Source organism: Mesorhizobium amorphae CCNWGS0123 (assembly GCF_001686985.1).
Classification (GTDB): Bacteria; Pseudomonadota; Alphaproteobacteria; order Rhizobiales; family Rhizobiaceae; genus Mesorhizobium; species Mesorhizobium amorphae.
The window spans coordinates 5,928,390-5,946,650 of the sequence record NZ_CP015318.1 but is presented as its reverse complement, the minus strand read 5'-3'; the positions used below and the strand labels follow the sequence as shown (position 1 = coordinate 5,946,650).

The window sequence follows — 18,261 nt, the reverse complement described above, 5'->3', positions numbered from 1 at the left end:
AACGGCCGGCTTCCCAGCCATTTCTGGCGCTACCGCTGCACCTTCACGCCAAGGAAGATGCTGTTGGCGGTGTAGTCGCGGCCGGGCAGGTTGCTGGTCAGTTTCTCAGTCCTGACCCGGGTGGTGAGGCCGGCATAGCGGTTCAGCCACCATGTCAGGCTGCTCTCGGCGCTCAGCACCAGGTCATGACCATCGATGCCGACATAGTCGCGCCAGTCGACGCCGAGTGCCGCGTTCGCCGTCAGATTGGCTCGGATCTGCCGCTCGCCGGTGAGCCGGCCGGAATAGAGGATGTCGCCGCTTTGGGCGGCGGTCGTGGTGTCCTCGATGGTGGTCTGGCCGGTCAGTCCGATCGTGGTGCCGCGCTCGGGCGACCATTTGAGATCGGCATTCACTGTCGGGCCTGAAATCGCTTCCAGGCTATTGTCGTCGATCGCCTCCCGCAGCCAGCCCGCCGAGAATTCGCCGGCAAGCTTGTCTCCCATGTCGATCTCAAGGCCGGCGCGCGCGCCAAGCCGCGTCGAGGAGCGTTCGAACCCATTGCTGTCTGAGCGCAGATCATAGTCCCTGCGCCCGACCTCGACCTCAGTGAACGGGATGAGCGCCGGAGAGATTTCGTAACCGGTGCGCAAGGTCGCGGTGTAGAGGGTGGAGTCGCGGTCCTTCTGCGACAGCGATGTGCCGTCTGAAAGATCGGCGTCGCCGTAGAAGTCGTGCGTCACCGCGCCGGTCAGCGTGTAGCGCATCTTGCCGACATCCTTCTCGATACCGAGGCTGCCGTTGACGGTCTGGCGCAGCGGCTGCGAGGAGACCCCGGCAATGGCGTCCGGCGAGGAGGCCGATTCCGGCACGGCTTCGTAACCGAGCTTGGCGATGGCGCGCAGCTCGTTGTCGAGATCGACGTTTAGCGTTCCCTCGATCCGCCCTTGCGCGTCGGAGATCTCGTCGCCGGACACGGTCTTGCGAAAGATGCCATAGCCGTTGATGAAGGCCGAATTCTCGCGCCAGTCGGAGGCGGCGGAAAAACGCAGCGCAGTTTCCGAAAGCAGCGCCGGCGTGCCGCCGCTGCTGGAATCGGCGTTGGACGACGACGTCAGGCCCTGCTCCAGCGTTGGCCTGAAGAGGAAGGAACCGACCTTGATGCCGGTCGCGGCGAAGGGGTCGTCCTCGGGTTTCTTGTCCTGTCCTTCGATGGAACCGGTGCGTTCGGCGCCGGGATCGAGCTTCTGCCTGTCGGCGCTGTCGACGGTGACGGCGCGGCGGTTGGCCGTGTCCTGGTCGGCGTCGGTGGTCTCGGTGTCGTCCGTGCCGGCTGCGCTTGCAGTCGCGTCGGTGGTCTTTTTCGCCTTCTTCTTGTCGGCGGCCTTGGCCTTGGCGTCCTTGGCCTTGTCCTGGTCGGCGGCACGCTGTCTTGCGGTCGAGAGCCGGCGGGGCCTGACCGGAGCCGCCTCGTCGGCCGATGTGTCGTCGGTGGCAGCGGGCTGATCGAAAATGCTGGTTGCGCCTGTCGCGTCGGTGTCGTCGGGCACCGCGCCGGGGCTGGCCGGCTGGTAGGTGTCCGCCGGCGCGTCGTCCGTTGCGGCTGCGTTCGTCGGTGCCTGCTGGTCCTGGGAGCTGGCCATACCCAACTGCCTGGCCCTGCGCTGCTGGTCGGCCAGGATCGCCGATTCCGAAACCTCGCCGCGCAGCTCGGTTTCCTGAGCGTAAAGCGGTATCGGACGCAGCAAAGCCAGGACACTGGCCGCCAGCAGCAAGGTGCTGACGGTTTTGTCCCTGAGACCTCGTTTCGTTTCAGGCTGGGCCCGCGACATCGTCACCACTGCTTGCGCGGCGCATGCGCGCGCCATACTTACCGAACCGTAAATGGGGATGGTTAACGGAGGGTTGAGGCGGTGGCGTCCAGCACGGTCTGGTGGCACGATTTCGAAGTCCGCGCGGTCCGATACCCGGACGCTAACAGCCATTTCTGTTGGACAGGCGTGCGGCAAAGCGCTAATCGCATCGGCATGCATGCGGGGTCCCCAGAAAAGAAGCAGCCGGACAGGCAGGCCGCGATCGATTCGGCGCTGAGAACGGTGGCGACCGAGCAGGCCGGTGTCGCGGCACTTGCCGCGGCGCTCGAAGACGGACTGGCCGAGCCGTTCGCGCGGGCCGTCGCCATCGTCTCGCGGATCGATGGCCGCGTCATCGTCACCGGCGTCGGCAAGAGCGGTCATATCGGTTCGAAGATCGCCGCGACGCTTGCCTCGACCGGCACGCCCGCCTTCTTCGTCCATCCGGCCGAGGCCAATCATGGCGATCTCGGCATGATCGCCAAGGACGATGCCATCATCGCCATGTCATGGTCCGGCGAGAGTAAGGAATTGATGGGGATCGTCGCCTATTCCCGGCGCTTTTCGATCCCGCTGATCGCCATCACCTCCGGCGCCACCTCAGCGCTGGCGCGCGCGGCCGATGTGGTGCTGATTTTGCCGCCGGCGCCGGAAGCCTGTCCGCACGGTCTTGCGCCGACGACGTCTACGCTGCTTCAGCTGATCATGGGCGATGCGCTGGCCATCGCGCTGCTCGAGGCGCGCGGCTTCACGCCGGATCATTTCCGCACCTTCCATCCCGGCGGCCAGCTCGGCGCCAACCTGACGCAGATCCGCGAGATCATGCATGTCGGCGACAGGCTGCCTCTGGTGCCGACGGGGACCGGAATGCAGGATGCGATCCTCGAATTGTCGCGCAAGGGGTTTGGCTGCGTGGCGATTACGGCCGTGGATGGCGCGCTGATAGGCATCATCACCGACGGCGATATCCGCCGCCATATCGCCAACGACCTTTTGGCGATGAGCGTCGACCAGGTGATGACCAGGCAGCCAAAAACGGCGAGCCCGGACACGCTGGTGGCGACGGCGCTGCAGACCATCAACACTTCGGCCATCACCAGCCTGATGGTGGTCGAGGGCGGGCGTCCGGTGGGACTGGTCCATCTCCACGATCTGCTGCGCATCGGCGCAGCCTGAAAGAATTCAAGGAGCGTCACGTTCGGGAAGCCCTACGCGACGCGCCCTGATTTTCTGTTCCGAAAGCGCTGCGCGCTTTCGGGCGATCAGACAGCCTCGACCGTCAGTTCCAGATCGGTGTCGGCCGAACTGACGACGCGCACCTGTGTGCCGGCCGGCAGGTCGGGACCCGAGACGCGCCACAGCGTGTCGCCGAGCTTGATGCGGCCGCGCCCGTCCTTGATCGGTTCGGCAAGGGTAGCCATCTTGCCGACCATCTGCGCGCCGCGGCGGTTGAGCAGTGGCTGGTCGGTCGAGTCATGACGCCCGCCAACCAGCTTCTTGCCGACGAAGGCCGAGACCAGCGACAGCGCCAGGAAGGCGAGGACCTGGACTTCCCAGGTCCAGAAGCTTGCATCCCAGATGAGCAGGGAAACCAGGCCGATCAGCAGCGCGGCGATGCCGATCCACAGCATGAAGATGCCTGGCGCGATGACCTCCATCACCAGGAGGACGAAGCCCAGAACCATCCAGTTCCACGGACCAAGTTCAGAAATGATGCGTTCGAACATGGGAGTATGCTCCTATGATCTCAGTTGTCGCCTGATCTCAGTTATCGCTTGGGCGAACCACCGGAGGCCGGGCAGCCTGCCGCGCAGCGCCGGCAGTGCCTTCGCTGCGAAACACCTCTTTGGCGATTTCGCCAATGCCGCCCAGCGAGCCGATCAGCGACGAGGCTTCCATCGGCATCAGCACGACCTTGCTGTTGGTGGCGGTGCCGATCTTGCCCATCGCCTCGGTGTATTTCAGCGCTACGAAGTAGTTGAGCGCCTGTACGTCACCCTTGGAGATGGCCTCGGAGACGACCTGCGTAGCGCGCGCTTCGGCCTCGGCCGAGCGTTCGCGCGCCTCGGCGTCGCGGAAGGCGGCTTCCTTGCGGCCTTCGGCTTCGAGGATTTGCGACTGCTTGAGGCCTTCGGCGGCCAGAATCTGAGCGCGCTTGTTGCGCTCGGCGGTCATCTGCCGACCCATCGATTCGATGAGGTTGGCCGGCGGATTGATGTCCTTGATCTCGACGCGGGTGATCTTGATGCCCCACGGATGCGCCGCCTCGTCGACGACGCGCAGCAGGCGCTCGTTGATGGCGTCGCGGTTCGACAGCAATTCGTCGAGGTCCATCGAACCCATGACGGTACGGATGTTGGTCATCGTCAGGTTCAGGATGGCATTTTCAAGTCCAGAGACTTGGTAGGCGGCCTGCGCCGCATTGAGGATTTGGTAGAAGGCGATGCCGTCGACGCCAACGATGGCGTTGTCGCGGGTGATGATTTCCTGGCTCGGAACGTCGAGCACCTGCTCCATCATGTTCATCTTGGCGCCGATGCGGTCGACGAACGGGACGATCAGGTTAAGGCCGGGGCTCAGTGTCTTGGTGTAACGGCCAAAACGCTCCACCGTATAATTGTAGCCTTGCGGGATTGTCCTGATGCCTTTGATAAGAAGCACCAACACCAGAAAGGCAAGCGCACCAATCGCAATACCGAAACCACTGAAGTCCATTTAAATCTCCCTCAGATGCCGGCCATGGCGTTGATTCCATGCAACCGACTTCACCAAAGACTTATGTATGTTTCAATAACGTTACAATCAGGTGATCGCGGATTATTAGTGCATAGACTTTTTCATAGCGGCCGACGGGCCACTTCAGACCCAACCCGCCAGCTCGCGCCGCACCATCGCCTCGATCACGGCCATGCCCTCAGCGCTGTCGTTGAGACAGGGGATGTGGGCGAATTTCTCGCCACCGGCGTGATGGAAGGTTTCGGCGGCCTCGCGGCCGATCTCGTCCAGCGTCTCGATGCAGTCGACGGAAAAGCCCGGATTGACGATGGCGATCGACTTCACGCCGTCATGCCCGAGTTTCTCCACCGTCTTGTCGGTGTAGGGCTGCAGCCATTCCTGCGCGCCGAAGCGCGACTGGAAGGTGGTGATCAGTCTGTCGTCGCTCCAGCCGAGCTTTTGGCGCAGCAGCCGTGTCGTCTCCAGGCAATGGGCCTGATAGGGATCGCCCTTGTCTGAATAGGGCTTCGGGATGCCGTGATAGGAGGTGATGACCACCTCCGGCTCGAAGTCGAGGGTCGCCAGATGCCGTTCGATCGAACGGGCGAGCGCGTCGATATAGACAGGTTCGGCATAGTAGGGCGGCACGCTGCGGATCGCGGGTGCCGCGCGCATCTTCATCAGGGCGCGAAACAGCTGGTCGTTGGCGGTCGCCGTCGTCGTTGCCGAATATTGCGGATAGAGCGGGAAGGACAGGATGCGGTCGCAGCCTTGCTCGACTAACCTTTGGGCGACGCTCGCCGTCGAGGGATTGCCGTAGCGCATCGCCCAGTCGACGACGATTTCGGGCAGGTCACCGAGCGCTTGGCCAAGCTTCTCAGCCTGGGCGCGGGTGTAGGTGCGCAGCGGCGACTCGTTCTTCTCCCGGTTCCAGATCCTGGCGTAATTGGCGCCCGATTTCTTCGGCCTGGTGGTGAGGACCAGACCATAGAGGATCGGGTACCAGATCGCCTTATTCAACTCGATCACCCGCGGATCGGAGAGGAATTCCCTCAAATAGCGCCACATCGGCTTGAAGTCGGTGCCGTCGGGCGTGCCGAGATTGATCAGCATGACCCCGATCTTTCCCGCCTTGAGCGGCGCATGATCCGCCGGCGGCGGGCCAAGCGCCTTCGCGGCTTTAGGATCGGCGGGGCTGGAAAGCGTCATAGATGTCTCCGGACACTGTGCCAGACCGGCGGTGTCGCGGCGAAACTAACGATGCCGCGCCGGTTTTCAATGCTGCGTCTGGCCGCACCTTAGCTTGTTCCCGCCTGAAAGCAGAACACCCGCCTGGTGTCCCAGGCGGGTGTTGTGCGTTTCTGCGAAAGGACTACTTCGCCGCAGGCGGAATGGTCAGGGTCGCACCGAGCGGCAGCCGGCGTGGCTCGTAGCCCTTGTTGGCTTCGGAAATCGCCTTCCACTTGGTGCCGTCGCCATAGGCTTTCTTGGCCAGGTCCCAGTAGGTGTCGCCGGCAACGATGACATGGCCGGCTTCGGCTGGCGCGGCTGCCTCTGCCGGTTTGGCAGGTTCCGTGCCCGGGGCCGGTGTCGCGGGTGCGGCTTCGGCGGGTTTGGCAGGCTCCGCCGGTGCGGGCGCCGCAGGAGCAGTTTCGGCCGGAACCGTCGGCGGGGTCGTGGCGATGTCGCCAGAGTTGTCCGGCAAGGCTGGCATCGCCGGCTCGGCGGGAGCTGCTTCTGCGGGCTTTGCCGGTTCCGCTGCCGGAGCCGGTGCGGCTGGCTTGGCAGGCTCTGCCGCGGGAGCCGCCGCAACGGTCGCGGCGATCTCGGTGATGCGGCCGTCGAGCTTGGGCGTATAGGGCCGGTGCGCGCCAAGATAGTCGGCCACCACCTGCTCCAGGCCCGGACCGTAGTCATAGGCGTTCTGGGCCTTTTCGGCGAACACCTTGTAACCGTCACCGCCCTGGCGGACATAGTTGTTGGTGGCGACCAGATAGTCCTTGTCGGGATTGAGCGGCGTCCAGGCGCCACCTTCCATCACCTCGACCGACTTGACGCGTCCGGCATTGGGCGCGACCGACTTGTCGAAGGAATATTTCAGACCGGCGACCTGCGGGAAGCGCCCGGCGCCGTCCTCGATCTGGCTGAGACCGCTTTCCAGCCCGGCCACGAGATCCTTGCCCGAGATCTTGAATGTCGCCAGCGTGTTCTGGAACGGCAGCACGGTCAGCACTTCGCCCATGGTCACGGTGCCCTGGTCGATCGAGGCGCGCAGGCCGCCGCCGTTCGAGATGACGATCTCGACGCCCTGGCTCTTGACGCGGTCGAGGATGGCGTCGGAGACGAGATTGCCCATCTCGCACTCGCGGGTGCGGCAGTTCTCGCGGCTGCCGTCGATCGGCTTGGTGGTCTCGGCCACCTCCTTGTTCTTCAGTTCCTCGATCGGCGCGCCGAGCTCCTTGATGCGGGCGAGCACGGCGGGATCGGGCGTGATCGACTTGTCGAGAAAGATCGGATCGCCGCTGGCTTCCTTGACGACGCCATTGTCGTCGAACACGACCTTGAACTCGCCGAGATATTTCGAATAGGACGCTGCCTGCACGACCGGCACCTTATAGCCGTCGGGGTTGTCGACCATCGTCGGATAGGGGCCTGCCGCCTTCGGATCGGTGTTCGACAAAAGCGTATGGCTGTGGCCGCCGACCACCACGTCGATGCCGGGGATCTTGGCGATGACGTCGCGCTCGCGGTTGTAGCCGATATGGGTCACCGCGATGATCTTGTTGACGCCTTCGCCCTTCAGCTTCTCGACCTCTGCCGTGATCGACTTGACGTCGTCCTCGATGGTGATGTTGGGGCCAGGCGTAGCCAGTTCCGGCGTGTCGTTGGTGACGGCGCCGATGATGCCGATCTTCTGGCCGCCGACTTCGACCACGATCGATGGCTTGACGCGGTCGCCGAGCTTGGATTGCGCGTTGGCCTTCACATTGGCGCCCAGCACCGGGAACTTGATCATGTCGAGGAACGGCGCCAGTGCGGCCTCGCCATCGTCGAACTCGTGATTGCCGAGCGCCATGGCGTCGAATTTCATCTCGTTGAGGAACTCGCCTTCGACCTTGCCCTTGTAGGTGGTGTAGAACAGCGAGCCCTGGAAATTGTCGCCGGCGCTGAGCAGCAGCACATTCTGGCCTTCCAGCTTCTTGCGCTCCTGCGCGATCGCGGTGATCAGGCGGCCGGCACCGCCGATGCATTCGCCCTTGGTCTCCTCTTCGGCCGAACAGGTCGACTCGTATTTGTTGTTGCCCTCGATGCGGCTGTGCCAGTCGTTGATATGCAGGATGTTCAGTGTGTAGTCGGCAAAGGATGCGCCGGCCGACAGGCCAAGCGTGGATGCCGACAGGGCGGCAATGGCGGCAAACTTCTTCATATTCGTCTCCCGGATGAACCTGACCAGAGGCATTTAACGCCCTTGCTTGACTGGGGCATAACAGCCAGCTTTTGCATCATGTTCACATCGCGTTTTCATCGATGCAAGCGGAAATCAGGACGATGTTTGCCGGCATAAAAAAGACGGCGGCTCGCGCCGCCGTCTTTTGGATGTATCGATGTCGTACCACGGCATTTCAGCCGCATTTCATACGACGCCAAGTGAATTCACCTGGCTGCAAAAATGCTTTAGGCCCGGCGCGTCAGCACGAAATTCTGCCCGGCCGCGCTGGTGCAGTTGAGCTGGCTGGTGGAGACCATCAGGCAGTTGAAGCTGACCGGCGTCTGGCGGATGAGCGAGGTGCCGTGGATCTCGACCGAGGTGGCGCCGGTCATGGTGTAGCTGCCTTCGGCGAGCTTCTGGCCGGTATCGGTCGCGACGGTGGCGAAGCTGCCGGCCGCGAAGGTCGACAAGCCGGTGCCTTTGGCATCGATCCAGGAGCCTTCGACGCCTTTCGGTTCAGACGCCATCGGCGGCGCCTCGGAGCCGCCCGTCATGCAGCCGGCAAGCATCGTCGCCAGGGCGCCCGCGGCGCCCATAGAAAGAACTTTGCGCGCAATCGTCATTTCCAAAAAACCCTCTCCTCAAGCATCGGCCCGAAAATCGATGCGATTTTCGGAAAGCACGATGCGTGCATCCAAAGTGCTAGAGCGTACTTTCCAAATGGAGGCACATCGCTCCAAGCCGCATCCCTTCAATCGCCCGATTTCCGGGCGATTGCAAGGCAGTCGGACATGCTGGTGGAACCGCTATCGCACCAGGATGTTGCGGAATTGCCACGGGTCGTTGTGGTCGAGATCCTCGGGGAAAAGCCCCGGGCGGTTATCGAGCGGCGTCCAGTCGGTGTAGTAGCCCTTGACCGGCCCGAGATAGGGCGACTGCACTTCCAGGCAGCGCTTGTAGTCCATCTCATCGGCCTCGACGATGCCGGCTTCAGGGTTTTCCAGCGCCCAGACCATGCCGCCGAGCACCGCCGACGTGACCTGCATGCCGGTGGCGTTCTGATAGGGCGCCAGCTTGCGCGCCTCGGCCAGAGACAGCTGCGAGCCATACCAGTAAGCGTTCTTGTCGTGGCCGTAGAGCAGGACGCCAAGCTCGTCGACGCCGTCGACCAGCTCGTTCTCGTCAAGCACGTGATGCACGGGTTGCGACTTGCCGGCGGCGCCGAACATCTCGTGCAGCGACAGCACGGCGTCATTGCAGGGATGATAGGCATAGTGGCAGGTCGGGCGGTACTGCACCTTGCCCTTTTTGCCGCGCACAGTGAAGAAATCGGCGATCGAGATCGCCTCGTTATGCGTCACCAGGAAGCCATATTGCGGGCCGGGCGTCGGGCACCACGAGCGCACGCGCGTGTTGGCGCCGGGTTGTTCCAGATAGATGGCGGCCTTGGAGCCGTGCTTGTGCTTCTTGCCGTTCTTCGGCATCCATTTCTCATGCGTGCCCCAGCCAAGCTCGGCGGGCTGCAAGCCTTCCGAGATGAAGCCCTCGACCGACCAGGTGTTCCAGAACACGTTCATCGGCTTCGGCTTCTTGGTGCGCTGGGTGTCGCGCTCGGCGACGTGGATGCCCTTGACACCGGCCTTCTTCATCAGCCTGGCCCAGCCTTCGCGGTCGTCCTGCGCCGGCTCGGAAAATTCGAGACCGAGATCGGTGGCGAGGTTCAGCAGTGCCTGCTTGACGAACCAGGAGACCATGCCGGGATTGGCGCCGCAGGTCGAGATTGCGGTCGCACCGCCGGGCTTGTCGTGCTTTTCCTTGATCATCGCTTCGCGCAGCGCGTAGTTGGTGCGGCTGGCATTGTCGGCCTTGGCATCGAAATAGAAACCGAGCCACGGTTCCACGACCGTGTCGATGTAGAGCACGCCGAGCTTGCGGCAGAGCCGCATCAGGTCCACCGAGCCGGTGTCGACCGACAGGTTGACGCAAAAACCCTGGCCGCCGCCATTGGTCAGAAGCGGCGTCAGCAGCTTCTTGTAATTCTTCTCGGTCACCGCCTCCTGGACGAACGCGATGCCGCGCTCGTCGAGCAGCTTGCGGTCGGTGTCGCGCGGGTCGATGACCGTCATGCGCGACTTGTCGAACTTGAAATGGCGCTCGATCAGCGGCAGCGTTCCCCGTCCGATCGAGCCGAAGCCGACCATAACGACCGGGCCGGTGATTTCACCGTAAACGGGCCAGTTTTCATTCGCCATTTTATCGAACACTCCTTCAGTACACGGGGGCAAAGCCGGGCATTTGCGCCGGACGGCCAAGCGCTACACCACAGATCATTGTCATAAACCAGTGAAAAGCGCCAACCGCCGGCCAGGCCGGCTTGCGCATTTGGTTAAGCCGCCTTGGCCATGTCGTTGAGGAAGGCGACCAACCGGTCGCGGTCGGCGGTCAGCCCCTTGTAGTCGAGCTGGGCCTGGTCAAGCTCCTCAAGCTGCGCGGCGAAAGACACAGCCAGCGCCTGCCTGTCGGGGTGGCTGGCCAGCACTTTCAGCGGATCGAGATGGATGCGGATGGTGAACAGGATGTCGCGTGACGCAGGCAGCTTGCGCAGCGTCTGCCGCTCGACGCGAATGAAGGCGTGGGCGTTGACGTCGCCGTCGGGGAAGCGCGTCGGGCGGCTGGTGGCGCGGTCGATGCGCTCGACGTTGGAGAGTGGATGGTAGAGAGCGTCGCCTGCCTGGATCGACCAGTTGTAGCGCTCGACCGCCTGACCCTGGAGGCCGTCAAACATGCGGTTGATGAGATCGGCCGGACGCGTGCCCGGTCCGAAACCCGGCACCGGCGCGTGGATCTGCTGCAGCGGCTTGCCGAATTTTTCGCAGAGCGACCATGACGAGGGAAAGCAGAGCGAGCCGGCGACGAGGCGCCAGCCGCTTTCGCCCCGCCGCATCAGGATCAGGTCTTCCTGGACGAGCAGGGACGCCGCGATGAGCGGCGCGTGTCGAAAGCCTGCATCAGGCCCGTCAAATTTCCCGGCACCAACCACCTCGATCCCGTCGCCGGAGCGCCGATAGATGTCAGGATGCTTCGTCAGCAGATGCTCGCCGAGCAGGTCGAACACTTCGCGCTGCGCGTCGCGAGTACCGTCTTCCTCGACAAAGACCCTTTCGGGGATTTCCGCATAGAGCCGGCGTTTCTCGGCGAGATGCGGCAGCAGATGCTCGTCGACCTCGATCCACCGGTCAGGATCGAGCGGCTTCAGCCCGATGGTGAAGAGTTTCGACGAGCCGTCATAGGGCGTATGGGTGGGCTGGCGAGAGGTCATACTTCGTTGAAGGCGTCCAAGCCGGCGGCGGTCATCCTCGCGGTGAATTCAGTGACGTCGTAGTCGGCGGCACCCGCCTTGGCGAACGGGTCGGCTGCCAGCCTGGCATCCAGCACATCGCGCGGACCGCGCGCGATGATGACGCCGCCAGTCCTTGGGTTCTTCGGTCCAGACGCGACAAAGATACCTTCGACGTAGCACACCTTCAGCCATTCGACATGCGCCGGCGCCAGCCGGTCGATCTCGGCGAGCGGCACCTTGTAGTTCAGCGAAACGACGAACATCGCTATCTCCCGCCTGCGTCAGGCCAATCTGGCCGGGATCAGCCCGCGCAGCGAATTGCCGACGTAGATCGCCTTGGCCGATTTCAGATCGTCAAAGCTGTAGATCGCTTCGGCGGCGCGGCCTTCGTCCAGGAACTCGCCGCGCAATACGCCAGGCAGCAGGCCGCAATCGAGGCGGGGCGTCATCAGCACGCCGTCGCCGAAGTCGGCGAAGAGATTGGTGATCGTGCCCTCGCAGAGTTCACCGCGCTCGTTGGCTAAAAGCACCTCGTCGGCCTGGGTGATGAGATATTCGGCGCGGGCATGGGTGTAGATCTGTCGCCGACTGGTTTTGTGGCGCAGCAGCGTATCGCTGGAATCGAGCCGCACCCGCGCCAGTTGCAGCCTCCAGACCTTGTCGGCCGCCAGCGGTTCGTAAGGCTGCACCGAGGCCGTCGCCTCGCCATTGCGCGCCAGGACAAGGCGGGTGCGCAATGCCGTCTCCTGTCGGCCAACCGTATTCATGAGCACTTCGCCGACCCGTTGCGGATCGCATGCAAAGCCCAGCTCAGCAGCCGAGCCATAAAGCCGTTCGAGATGGCGATCGAAGCGCAGGAAGCCCGCGCCGGGTTCCCAGCGCATGGTTTCGATCAGCTCGAAATCGGCGGCGTTCCCGTCGCGAAGCGTGCTTTCAGCAGACACTCCCGATACTCCTCCTCGGCCGTGGAATCGAAGACGACGCCACCGCCGACATTGTAGACGGCCTCGCCGCTGGAAAAGAGCGAGATGGTGCGTATCGCCACGGAAAAGCGCATCGTGCCGCCGGGCGCGATCCAGCCGATGGCGCCGCAATAGACGTCGCGCGGCACGCCTTCCAATTCGTGCAGTATCTCCATGGCGCGTATTTTCGGCGCGCCGGTGATCGAGCCGCAGGGAAACAGCGCCGCCAGGATCTGGCGGATGCTGACATCCGGCAGGAGCTTCGCCCGCACACGGCTCACCATCTGGTGCACCGTCGGATAGGTCTCGATGCGGAACAGTTCGGGCACCTCCAGCGTGCCGACCTCGCTGATCAGCGAAATGTCGTTGCGCAGGAGGTCGACGATCATCCGGTTCTCGGCCTGGTTCTTCTCGTCGTTGCGCAGGAACGCCTTGAGCTTGGCGTCCTCGGCCTTGGTCGCGCCGCGCGGCGCCGTGCCCTTCATCGGATGCGTCTCGATCATGCCGTCGGCGTCGATCTCGAAGAACAGTTCGGGCGAGCGCGACAGCACGATCGGATCGCCGAGCGCAACCAGCGCGCCGTACTTCACCGGCTGGCGCTCGGTCAGCGCATTGAAGGCGGCGAGCGGATCGCCAGACCATTGCGCGTGGACCGGAAAGGTCAGGTTGCCCTGATAGCAGTCGCCCTTGCGGATGTGGTCATGCAGCCGTGCGAAGCGTCTGGCGTAATCTTCGGCGGACCAGGCGGCTCTGGCGTCGAAGATCGGACCATTGGTGGCCGGCGCAGTGTTTTGCGGCACGGCCTGCTCGAGCGGGGCATCGAAGACGCCGAGGCAGACCAGCGGCGCGCGCCGGCCCTCGGGCAGCAGCGGCACCAATTTCGGCTCGAGCAGGTAACCCGCCTCGTAGGAGAAATAGCCGGCCAGCCACTTGCCTGCGTCACTCGCCGCCTGCGCGACTTCCAGCGCCGGCAGGAAATCGCGCGCTTCATGCGCCGTGATGATTTCGGCCGGATGGTCGAAGACGAGCTGACGCGTGCTCGCATCATTGCGGAAGATGGCGGAGGGCAGGGACATTGGGGCTCGGATGCTGCGGTCTGTGACGCCAGCGATCGCTCTATATGGGGGCTCGCCCGCGTGCAATCGAGAGAGCGGCGTCCAAGGACGCAAAGGTTGCACGGCTACAAAAACAATGGCGGCACGGGGCGCCGCCATTGTGGCCCGCAGGCTGAAGACGCTCAGGTGTTGTTGGCGGTTCCCGCGGTCGGGAAGCGTCGGGCGAATTCCTTTTCGTCGCCGGCGGCCAAAAGCTTCGCCTGGTCGATCCACTGCTCTCGCGCGATGCGGCCGTCGAAATTCAGCACGTCCTCGATCCGCTTGACATCAGCAGCCGTCCAGGCGGCGATCTGGGCGTAGGAGGTGACCCCCAGGCCCTTGAGCAGCTTTTCGTTGACCGGGCCGATGCCGATCAAGCGGCGCAGATTGTCGGGCTTGCCGGCTGCCGTCTTGGCCGAGGCAGGTGCTGCTTTCTTCGCTGCGGCCGGCTTGGACGCCGCGGGCTTCGGTGTGGCAGCCTTGGGGGCGGCGGCTTTCGCTGCCGGCTTTGGCGCGGCTGCCGACTTGGCAGCCGCGGGTTTCTTGGCCGCGGCGGCGGGCTTGGCGGCAGCGGGCTTGGCGGCGGCGGGTTTGGCCGGAGCAGACTTTGCCGTCGCGGGTGTCGAGATCAGCGCCGCCGGTGCCTGCGCGGCGGCCTTCGCCGCGCTGGATGCGGCGGGCGCTTCGCGCAGCTGGCGCTCGAGATCGGCGCGGGCGCGGCCACATGCATCGAGCTCGGCACGAAGCTTGTCACGTTCGCTGCGCGTGCGGTCCAGATCGCCGCGCAAACTGTCGAGTTCGCCGCGCAGGCGACCCCAGAGGAACCAGCCAACCAACACACCTACGACGAACGCCAGGAGCATGTAGAAAAAAGTGCCCATTGTCTCTCTCCACTCCGATCCGTCTGCCGTGGCCGGAGTGATGACCTTGGCTCAAGGACCATTCAAAGGTGGTTCCGCGGTGCACGGAACTGCCGGCTTCAATCGAGCTGTCGGCGATCGGGTTTTGCGCACCCTGGCCAACGGCCGCCATCGCATTCGCCAAGGCGCCACGACCGGCCGAGATTGTCCCCTGGCCTGAGCGGTGCGTCCGGCTGAGCTTGAGGCGGGACGCTATCATACGGCCTACGGAAAGCTAACGGAAAAATCCCACGGAGAGTTATTCAAGAACAGATATTTAGGACAAGAATGGAACGGTCCCAACATGCGCTTCGGCTAATCTATTTTGATTAAGCCGAGCGTCGAGACAGCGTGTCATTTGTCCAGCGCTTCCAGTTCGTCGATCAGGCCGCCGATCACGCTGAGTCCGATCTGCCAGAAGGCGGGATCGCTCGCGTCGAGGCCGAAGGGCGCCAGAAGCTCGGAATGATGCTTGGTGCCGCCGGCGCGCAGCATCTCGAAATACTTCTCCTGAAAGCCGCGCTCGGCATTCTGGTAGACCGCATAGAGCGAGTTCACCAGGCAATCGCCGAAGGCATAGGCATAGACGTAGAAAGGCGAATGGATGAAGTGCGGGATGTAGGTCCAGAACACTTCGTAGCCATCGCGCAGCTTGATCGCCGGTCCGAGGCTTTCGGCTTGCACCTCCAGCCAGAACTGGCCGAGCCGGTCGGAGGTCAGTTCGCCGTTCTTGCGCTCGGCATGCACCTTGCGCTCGAACTCGTAGAAGGCGATCTGGCGCACGACCGTGTTGATCATGTCTTCGACCTTCTGGGCGAGCATGGCCTTGCGCTCGCGCCTGTCGGTGGTCTGGTCGAGCAGCGAGCGGAAGGTCAGCATCTCGCCGAAGACGGATGCCGTCTCGGCAAGCGTCAGCGGCGTCGAGGCCATCAATGCGCCCTGGCCGCCGGCCAGCACCTGGTGGACGCCGTGGCCAAGTTCGTGCGCCAGCGTCATGACATCGCGCGGCTTGCCCATGTAGTTGAGCAGCACGTAGGGATGCGCCGACGGCACGGTCGGATGGGCGAAGGCGCCGGGCGACTTGCCCGGCCTGACCGGTGCGTCGATCCAGTTGCGGTCGAAGAAGGTCCGGGCGATTTCGGCCATGTCGGGCGAAAAGCGCTGATAGGCCGACAGCACCGTGTCCCTGGCGTCGTCCCAGCGGATGACCGCCTGTGGGGTCTCGGGCAAGGGCGCGTTGCGGTCCCAGTGGTTCATCACCTCCATGCCCAGCCAGCGCGCTTTCATCGCATAGTAACGGTGCGACAGGCGTGGATAGGCCTCGCGTACGGCCAAGGCCAGCGCGTCGACCACGCTGCGCTCGACGCGGTTGGCGAGATGGCGTGAATCGGCGATGTCCTCGAAGCCACGCCAGCGGTCGGAGATCTCCTTGTCCTTGGCCAGCGTGTTGGTGATCAGGGTGAAGGTGCGCAAATTCTTGCGGAAGGTGGCGGCCAGCGCTTCGGAAGCTTGGCGTCGCACCTCGCCGTCGGCGTCCTGCAGGCGGTTCAGAGCCGGCTCCAGCGCCAGCTCCTCGCCGCCGACGTCAAAGCGCAGATCCGTCATCGTCTCGTCGAACAGCCGGTTCCAGGCGCCGCGCCCGGTGATCGACTTTTCATGGAAGAGCTGCTCGACCCGGTCCTCGAGCTGGAACGGCTTGTCCTTGCGCAGGTCGAGCACCCAGGGCCGGTAATGAGCGAAGCCAGCGTCGGCTGCGAGCGCGCCCTCGATCACGGCATCGTCGATCAGGTTCAATTCGAGCGCGAAGAACAGAAGATGCGCGCTGGCGTCGGTCATCTTCTCCTGGATGTCGCCATAGAGCTTGGCGCGCTGCGGATCGGCCGTGTTGCCAGCGTAGACCAGCCCGGCATAGGAGACGATGCGGCCGATCAGTTCCTCCAGAGCCTCATAGGCGCGCAGCGCCTCGCCCAGCCTGCCGGCGCTGCCACGTTCGGCCTCGGCGGCCAGCGTTCCCTTCCAGCGGCTTTCGAAGGCGGTGGCATCGCTTGCGGCGCACGCAATGTCGCGCTTCAGTTCGGGAGCCTCCATGCCGGAGTAGAGATCGGCGAGGTTCCATTCCGGCAGATCGCCCAACTCGGACGCGCCGTGACCGATTGCTGGCGCCGCAAGCCGCCGATCGAACATCATGCGCATCAACAATACCTTCCGGAATCAAGGGGAAAGGAGAAGCCGGTCAAATCCTAAGGAATTCGTTCACCGGGTTTTTTGAAACCTTGTTTAGAACCCTGTGCCAAGATGATCCATGGGGAATTTCTCAGGCGGGCATCCAAGACAGTCATGACAGGTTCCATACTCATAGTCGATGACGATCCCGTGCAGCGCAGGCTGCTCGAGGCGGCGGTGACGAAATTCGGCCACGGCGCGATCGTCGCCGACGGCGGCGAAGCCGGTCTCGGCGTCCTCGACGGGCCCAATGCACGCGAGGTCTCGGTGGTCATCCTCGACCTGGTCATGCCGGGCCTCGACGGTATCGGCGTGCTCAAGGCGATGCGCGAGCGCGGCATCCATGTGCCGGTCATCGTGCAGACCGCGCAGGGCGGCATCGAAACCGTCGTTTCGGCGATGCGCCATGGCGCGTTCGATTTCGTGGTCAAGCCGGCCTCTCCCGACAGGCTGCAGACAGCGATCGGCAACGCGCTCAAAGTCGAGGCGGTCGAGGACGAGATGAAGCGAACGTCGCGGCGGCGCGGCGGCCATCTGACCTTCAAGGACATGATCACCCACAGCCCGGCGATGGACCGCGTGATCCGCCTCGGCCAGAAGGCGGCGGCGTCCAACATCCCGATCCTGATCGAAGGCGAATCGGGCGTCGGCAAGGAACTGGTGGCGCGCGCCATCCAGGGCAGCGGCGACCGCCGCTCGAAACCTTTCGTCACCGTCAATTGCGGTGCCATCCCCGACAATCTGGTCGAATCGATCCTGTTCGGCCACGAGAAGGGCTCGTTCACCGGCGCCACCGAAAAACACACCGGCAAGTTCGTCGAGGCGCATTCGGGCACGCTGTTCCTCGACGAGATCGGCGACCTGCCGCTCGACGTGCAGGTCAAGCTGCTGCGCGCCGTCCAGGATGGCGAGGTCGATCCGGTCGGCGGCCGCTCAACCGTCAGGGTCGACATCAGGCTGATCTCGGCGACGCACCGCAACCTCTTGCAGCAGGTCAAGGACGGCAAGTTCCGCGAGGATCTGTTCTACCGGCTGAACGTCTATCCAATCTTCGTGCCGCCGCTGCGCGACCGCCGCGACGACATTCCCTATCTGGTCAAGCACTTCATGGAGAAGGTCGCGCCGGCCGATCCGCGCCGTCGCCTGCACGGCATTTCGGCCAAGGCGCTTGCCATGCTGGAGGCCTATGACTGGCCGGGCAACATCAGACAACTGGAAAACGCCGTCTTCAGGGCCTCGGTGCTCGCCGAGGGCGATGTGCTGACGGAAGAAGAATTCCCGCAGATCCGCGCGCAACTGGAAGGCACGGTCAATCTCGATGCCGAGGTCGCGATGCCCGGTCCCGGCCCGGATTCTGACGATTCGCCACGCGCCAACGGTGTTGCGGCCTCCGATGAAGGATTTGCGGTCGGCGAACCTGATCCGCCTACCAGGCTGCAACCGCGTTTCGGTACGCTCAGGGCACTGGACGAGCGCGGCAATGTGCGCGCGCTGGCCGATGTCGAACTTGAAATGATCAAGCTGGCGATCGATCACTATAACGGCCAGATGAGCGAGGTCGCGCGCCGTCTCGGCATTGGCCGCTCGACGCTGTACAGGAAGCTCAAGGAATACGGCATCGACCCGGAAAGCGGCCGCATCGAACGGCTCGCTTCCTGACGGGAAAGGCCTTGTGCCGCAAGGTCCGGGCCAGCTTGCACCCTTAGTTGTCGCGACAAGATCGACGGTTTCGACCATGCATGGCGCGGGCCGGGCGCGGAGCGGCT

The 18,261-nt window shown here is 63.8% G+C and carries 15 protein-coding genes; 2 read left to right on the top strand and 13 right to left on the bottom strand.

The window, feature by feature from the left end; translation table 11 throughout:
• Positions 1–29: 29 nt before the first annotated feature.
• Positions 30–1,811 (bottom strand): outer membrane beta-barrel protein, encoded by a 1,782-nt coding sequence (locus A6B35_RS27970; RefSeq protein WP_040581745.1) that lies wholly within the window; start codon positions 1,809–1,811, stop codon positions 30–32.
• Positions 1,812–2,006: 195 nt separating this feature from the next.
• Between A6B35_RS27970 and A6B35_RS27965 the strand changes: the two genes are divergently transcribed.
• Positions 2,007–3,008, top strand: coding sequence for a KpsF/GutQ family sugar-phosphate isomerase (locus tag A6B35_RS27965; RefSeq protein WP_006199456.1), 1,002 nt, complete (start codon positions 2,007–2,009; stop codon positions 3,006–3,008).
• Positions 3,009–3,094: 86 nt separating this feature from the next.
• Here A6B35_RS27965 and A6B35_RS27960 read toward each other — a convergent pair whose 3' ends face one another.
• From A6B35_RS27960 to A6B35_RS27905, 12 genes are all read right to left on the bottom strand, one after another.
• On the bottom strand, positions 3,095–3,559 hold the full coding sequence (locus tag A6B35_RS27960) for an NfeD family protein (protein WP_006199455.1): 465 nt from the start codon (positions 3,557–3,559) through the stop codon (positions 3,095–3,097).
• Between the two features lie 37 nt (positions 3,560–3,596).
• Positions 3,597–4,547: an SPFH domain-containing protein gene (locus A6B35_RS27955; RefSeq protein ID WP_006199454.1), complete on the bottom strand. Its 951-nt coding sequence runs from the start codon at positions 4,545–4,547 to the stop codon at positions 3,597–3,599.
• Between the two features lie 144 nt (positions 4,548–4,691).
• Positions 4,692–5,756: a ferrochelatase gene (hemH, locus tag A6B35_RS27950; RefSeq protein ID WP_006199453.1), complete on the bottom strand. Its 1,065-nt coding sequence runs from the start codon at positions 5,754–5,756 to the stop codon at positions 4,692–4,694.
• 163 nt (positions 5,757–5,919) lie between these two features.
• The gene (locus tag A6B35_RS27945) at positions 5,920–7,974 is read right to left on the bottom strand and encodes a bifunctional metallophosphatase/5'-nucleotidase (protein WP_006199452.1); all 2,055 of its coding nucleotides are present in this window, start codon (positions 7,972–7,974) and stop codon (positions 5,920–5,922) included.
• Between the two features lie 248 nt (positions 7,975–8,222).
• Complete coding sequence (omp10, locus tag A6B35_RS27940; protein ID WP_006199451.1) at positions 8,223–8,600, bottom strand: outer membrane lipoprotein Omp10; 378 nt, start codon at positions 8,598–8,600, stop codon at positions 8,223–8,225.
• A 183-nt stretch (positions 8,601–8,783) separates the two neighbouring features.
• A complete protein-coding gene (locus A6B35_RS27935) occupies positions 8,784–10,229 on the bottom strand; it encodes a homospermidine synthase (RefSeq protein ID WP_006199450.1) in 1,446 nt (481 codons plus the stop codon).
• Between the two features lie 134 nt (positions 10,230–10,363).
• Positions 10,364–11,296, bottom strand: coding sequence for a heme-dependent oxidative N-demethylase family protein (locus tag A6B35_RS27930; protein ID WP_006199449.1), 933 nt, complete (start codon positions 11,294–11,296; stop codon positions 10,364–10,366).
• Positions 11,293–11,580, bottom strand: coding sequence for a YciI family protein (locus A6B35_RS27925; RefSeq protein ID WP_006199448.1), 288 nt, complete (start codon positions 11,578–11,580; stop codon positions 11,293–11,295). Before A6B35_RS27925 ends, A6B35_RS27930 begins: the two co-directional genes overlap by 4 nt.
• Before the next feature lie 18 nt (positions 11,581–11,598).
• Complete coding sequence (locus tag A6B35_RS27920) at positions 11,599–12,261, bottom strand: aminotransferase class IV family protein (RefSeq protein ID WP_040581750.1); 663 nt, start codon at positions 12,259–12,261, stop codon at positions 11,599–11,601.
• Entirely contained in the window at positions 12,210–13,355 is a 1,146-nt protein-coding gene (locus A6B35_RS27915) for an aminodeoxychorismate synthase component I (RefSeq protein WP_006199446.1), read from the bottom strand. The genes A6B35_RS27920 and A6B35_RS27915 overlap by 52 nt, the downstream gene beginning before the upstream one ends.
• Before the next feature lie 161 nt (positions 13,356–13,516).
• A complete protein-coding gene (locus A6B35_RS27910) occupies positions 13,517–14,254 on the bottom strand; it encodes a hypothetical protein (protein WP_006199445.1) in 738 nt (245 codons plus the stop codon).
• Positions 14,255–14,626: 372 nt separating this feature from the next.
• The gene (locus A6B35_RS27905) at positions 14,627–16,465 is read right to left on the bottom strand and encodes a M3 family oligoendopeptidase (RefSeq protein ID WP_006199443.1); all 1,839 of its coding nucleotides are present in this window, start codon (positions 16,463–16,465) and stop codon (positions 14,627–14,629) included.
• A 144-nt stretch (positions 16,466–16,609) separates the two neighbouring features.
• Between A6B35_RS27905 and A6B35_RS27900 the strand changes: the two genes are divergently transcribed.
• A complete protein-coding gene (locus tag A6B35_RS27900; protein WP_006199442.1) occupies positions 16,610–18,154 on the top strand; it encodes a sigma-54-dependent transcriptional regulator in 1,545 nt (514 codons plus the stop codon).
• Positions 18,155–18,261 lie beyond the last annotated feature (107 nt).

Coding starts and splice junctions, on each gene's coding strand:
- A6B35_RS27960 (WP_006199455.1), bottom strand. CDS start 3,559: ATGTTCGAACGCATCATTTCTGAACTTGGTCCGTGGAACTGGATGGTT.
- A6B35_RS27925 (WP_006199448.1), bottom strand. CDS start 11,580: ATGTTCGTCGTTTCGCTGAACTACAAGGTGCCGCTCGCCGAGATCGAC.
- A6B35_RS27945 (WP_006199452.1), bottom strand. CDS start 7,974: ATGAAGAAGTTTGCCGCCATTGCCGCCCTGTCGGCATCCACGCTTGGC.
- omp10 (WP_006199451.1), bottom strand. CDS start 8,600: ATGACGATTGCGCGCAAAGTTCTTTCTATGGGCGCCGCGGGCGCCCTG.
- A6B35_RS27915 (WP_006199446.1), bottom strand. CDS start 13,355: ATGTCCCTGCCCTCCGCCATCTTCCGCAATGATGCGAGCACGCGTCAG.
- A6B35_RS27900 (WP_006199442.1), top strand. CDS start 16,610: ATGACAGGTTCCATACTCATAGTCGATGACGATCCCGTGCAGCGCAGG.
- A6B35_RS27970 (WP_040581745.1), bottom strand. CDS start 1,811: ATGTCGCGGGCCCAGCCTGAAACGAAACGAGGTCTCAGGGACAAAACC.
- A6B35_RS27955 (WP_006199454.1), bottom strand. CDS start 4,547: ATGGACTTCAGTGGTTTCGGTATTGCGATTGGTGCGCTTGCCTTTCTG.
- A6B35_RS27910 (WP_006199445.1), bottom strand. CDS start 14,254: ATGGGCACTTTTTTCTACATGCTCCTGGCGTTCGTCGTAGGTGTGTTG.
- A6B35_RS27935 (WP_006199450.1), bottom strand. CDS start 10,229: ATGGCGAATGAAAACTGGCCCGTTTACGGTGAAATCACCGGCCCGGTC.
- A6B35_RS27905 (WP_006199443.1), bottom strand. CDS start 16,465: ATGCGCATGATGTTCGATCGGCGGCTTGCGGCGCCAGCAATCGGTCAC.
- A6B35_RS27965 (WP_006199456.1), top strand. CDS start 2,007: ATGCATGCGGGGTCCCCAGAAAAGAAGCAGCCGGACAGGCAGGCCGCG.
- A6B35_RS27930 (WP_006199449.1), bottom strand. CDS start 11,296: ATGACCTCTCGCCAGCCCACCCATACGCCCTATGACGGCTCGTCGAAA.
- hemH (WP_006199453.1), bottom strand. CDS start 5,756: ATGACGCTTTCCAGCCCCGCCGATCCTAAAGCCGCGAAGGCGCTTGGC.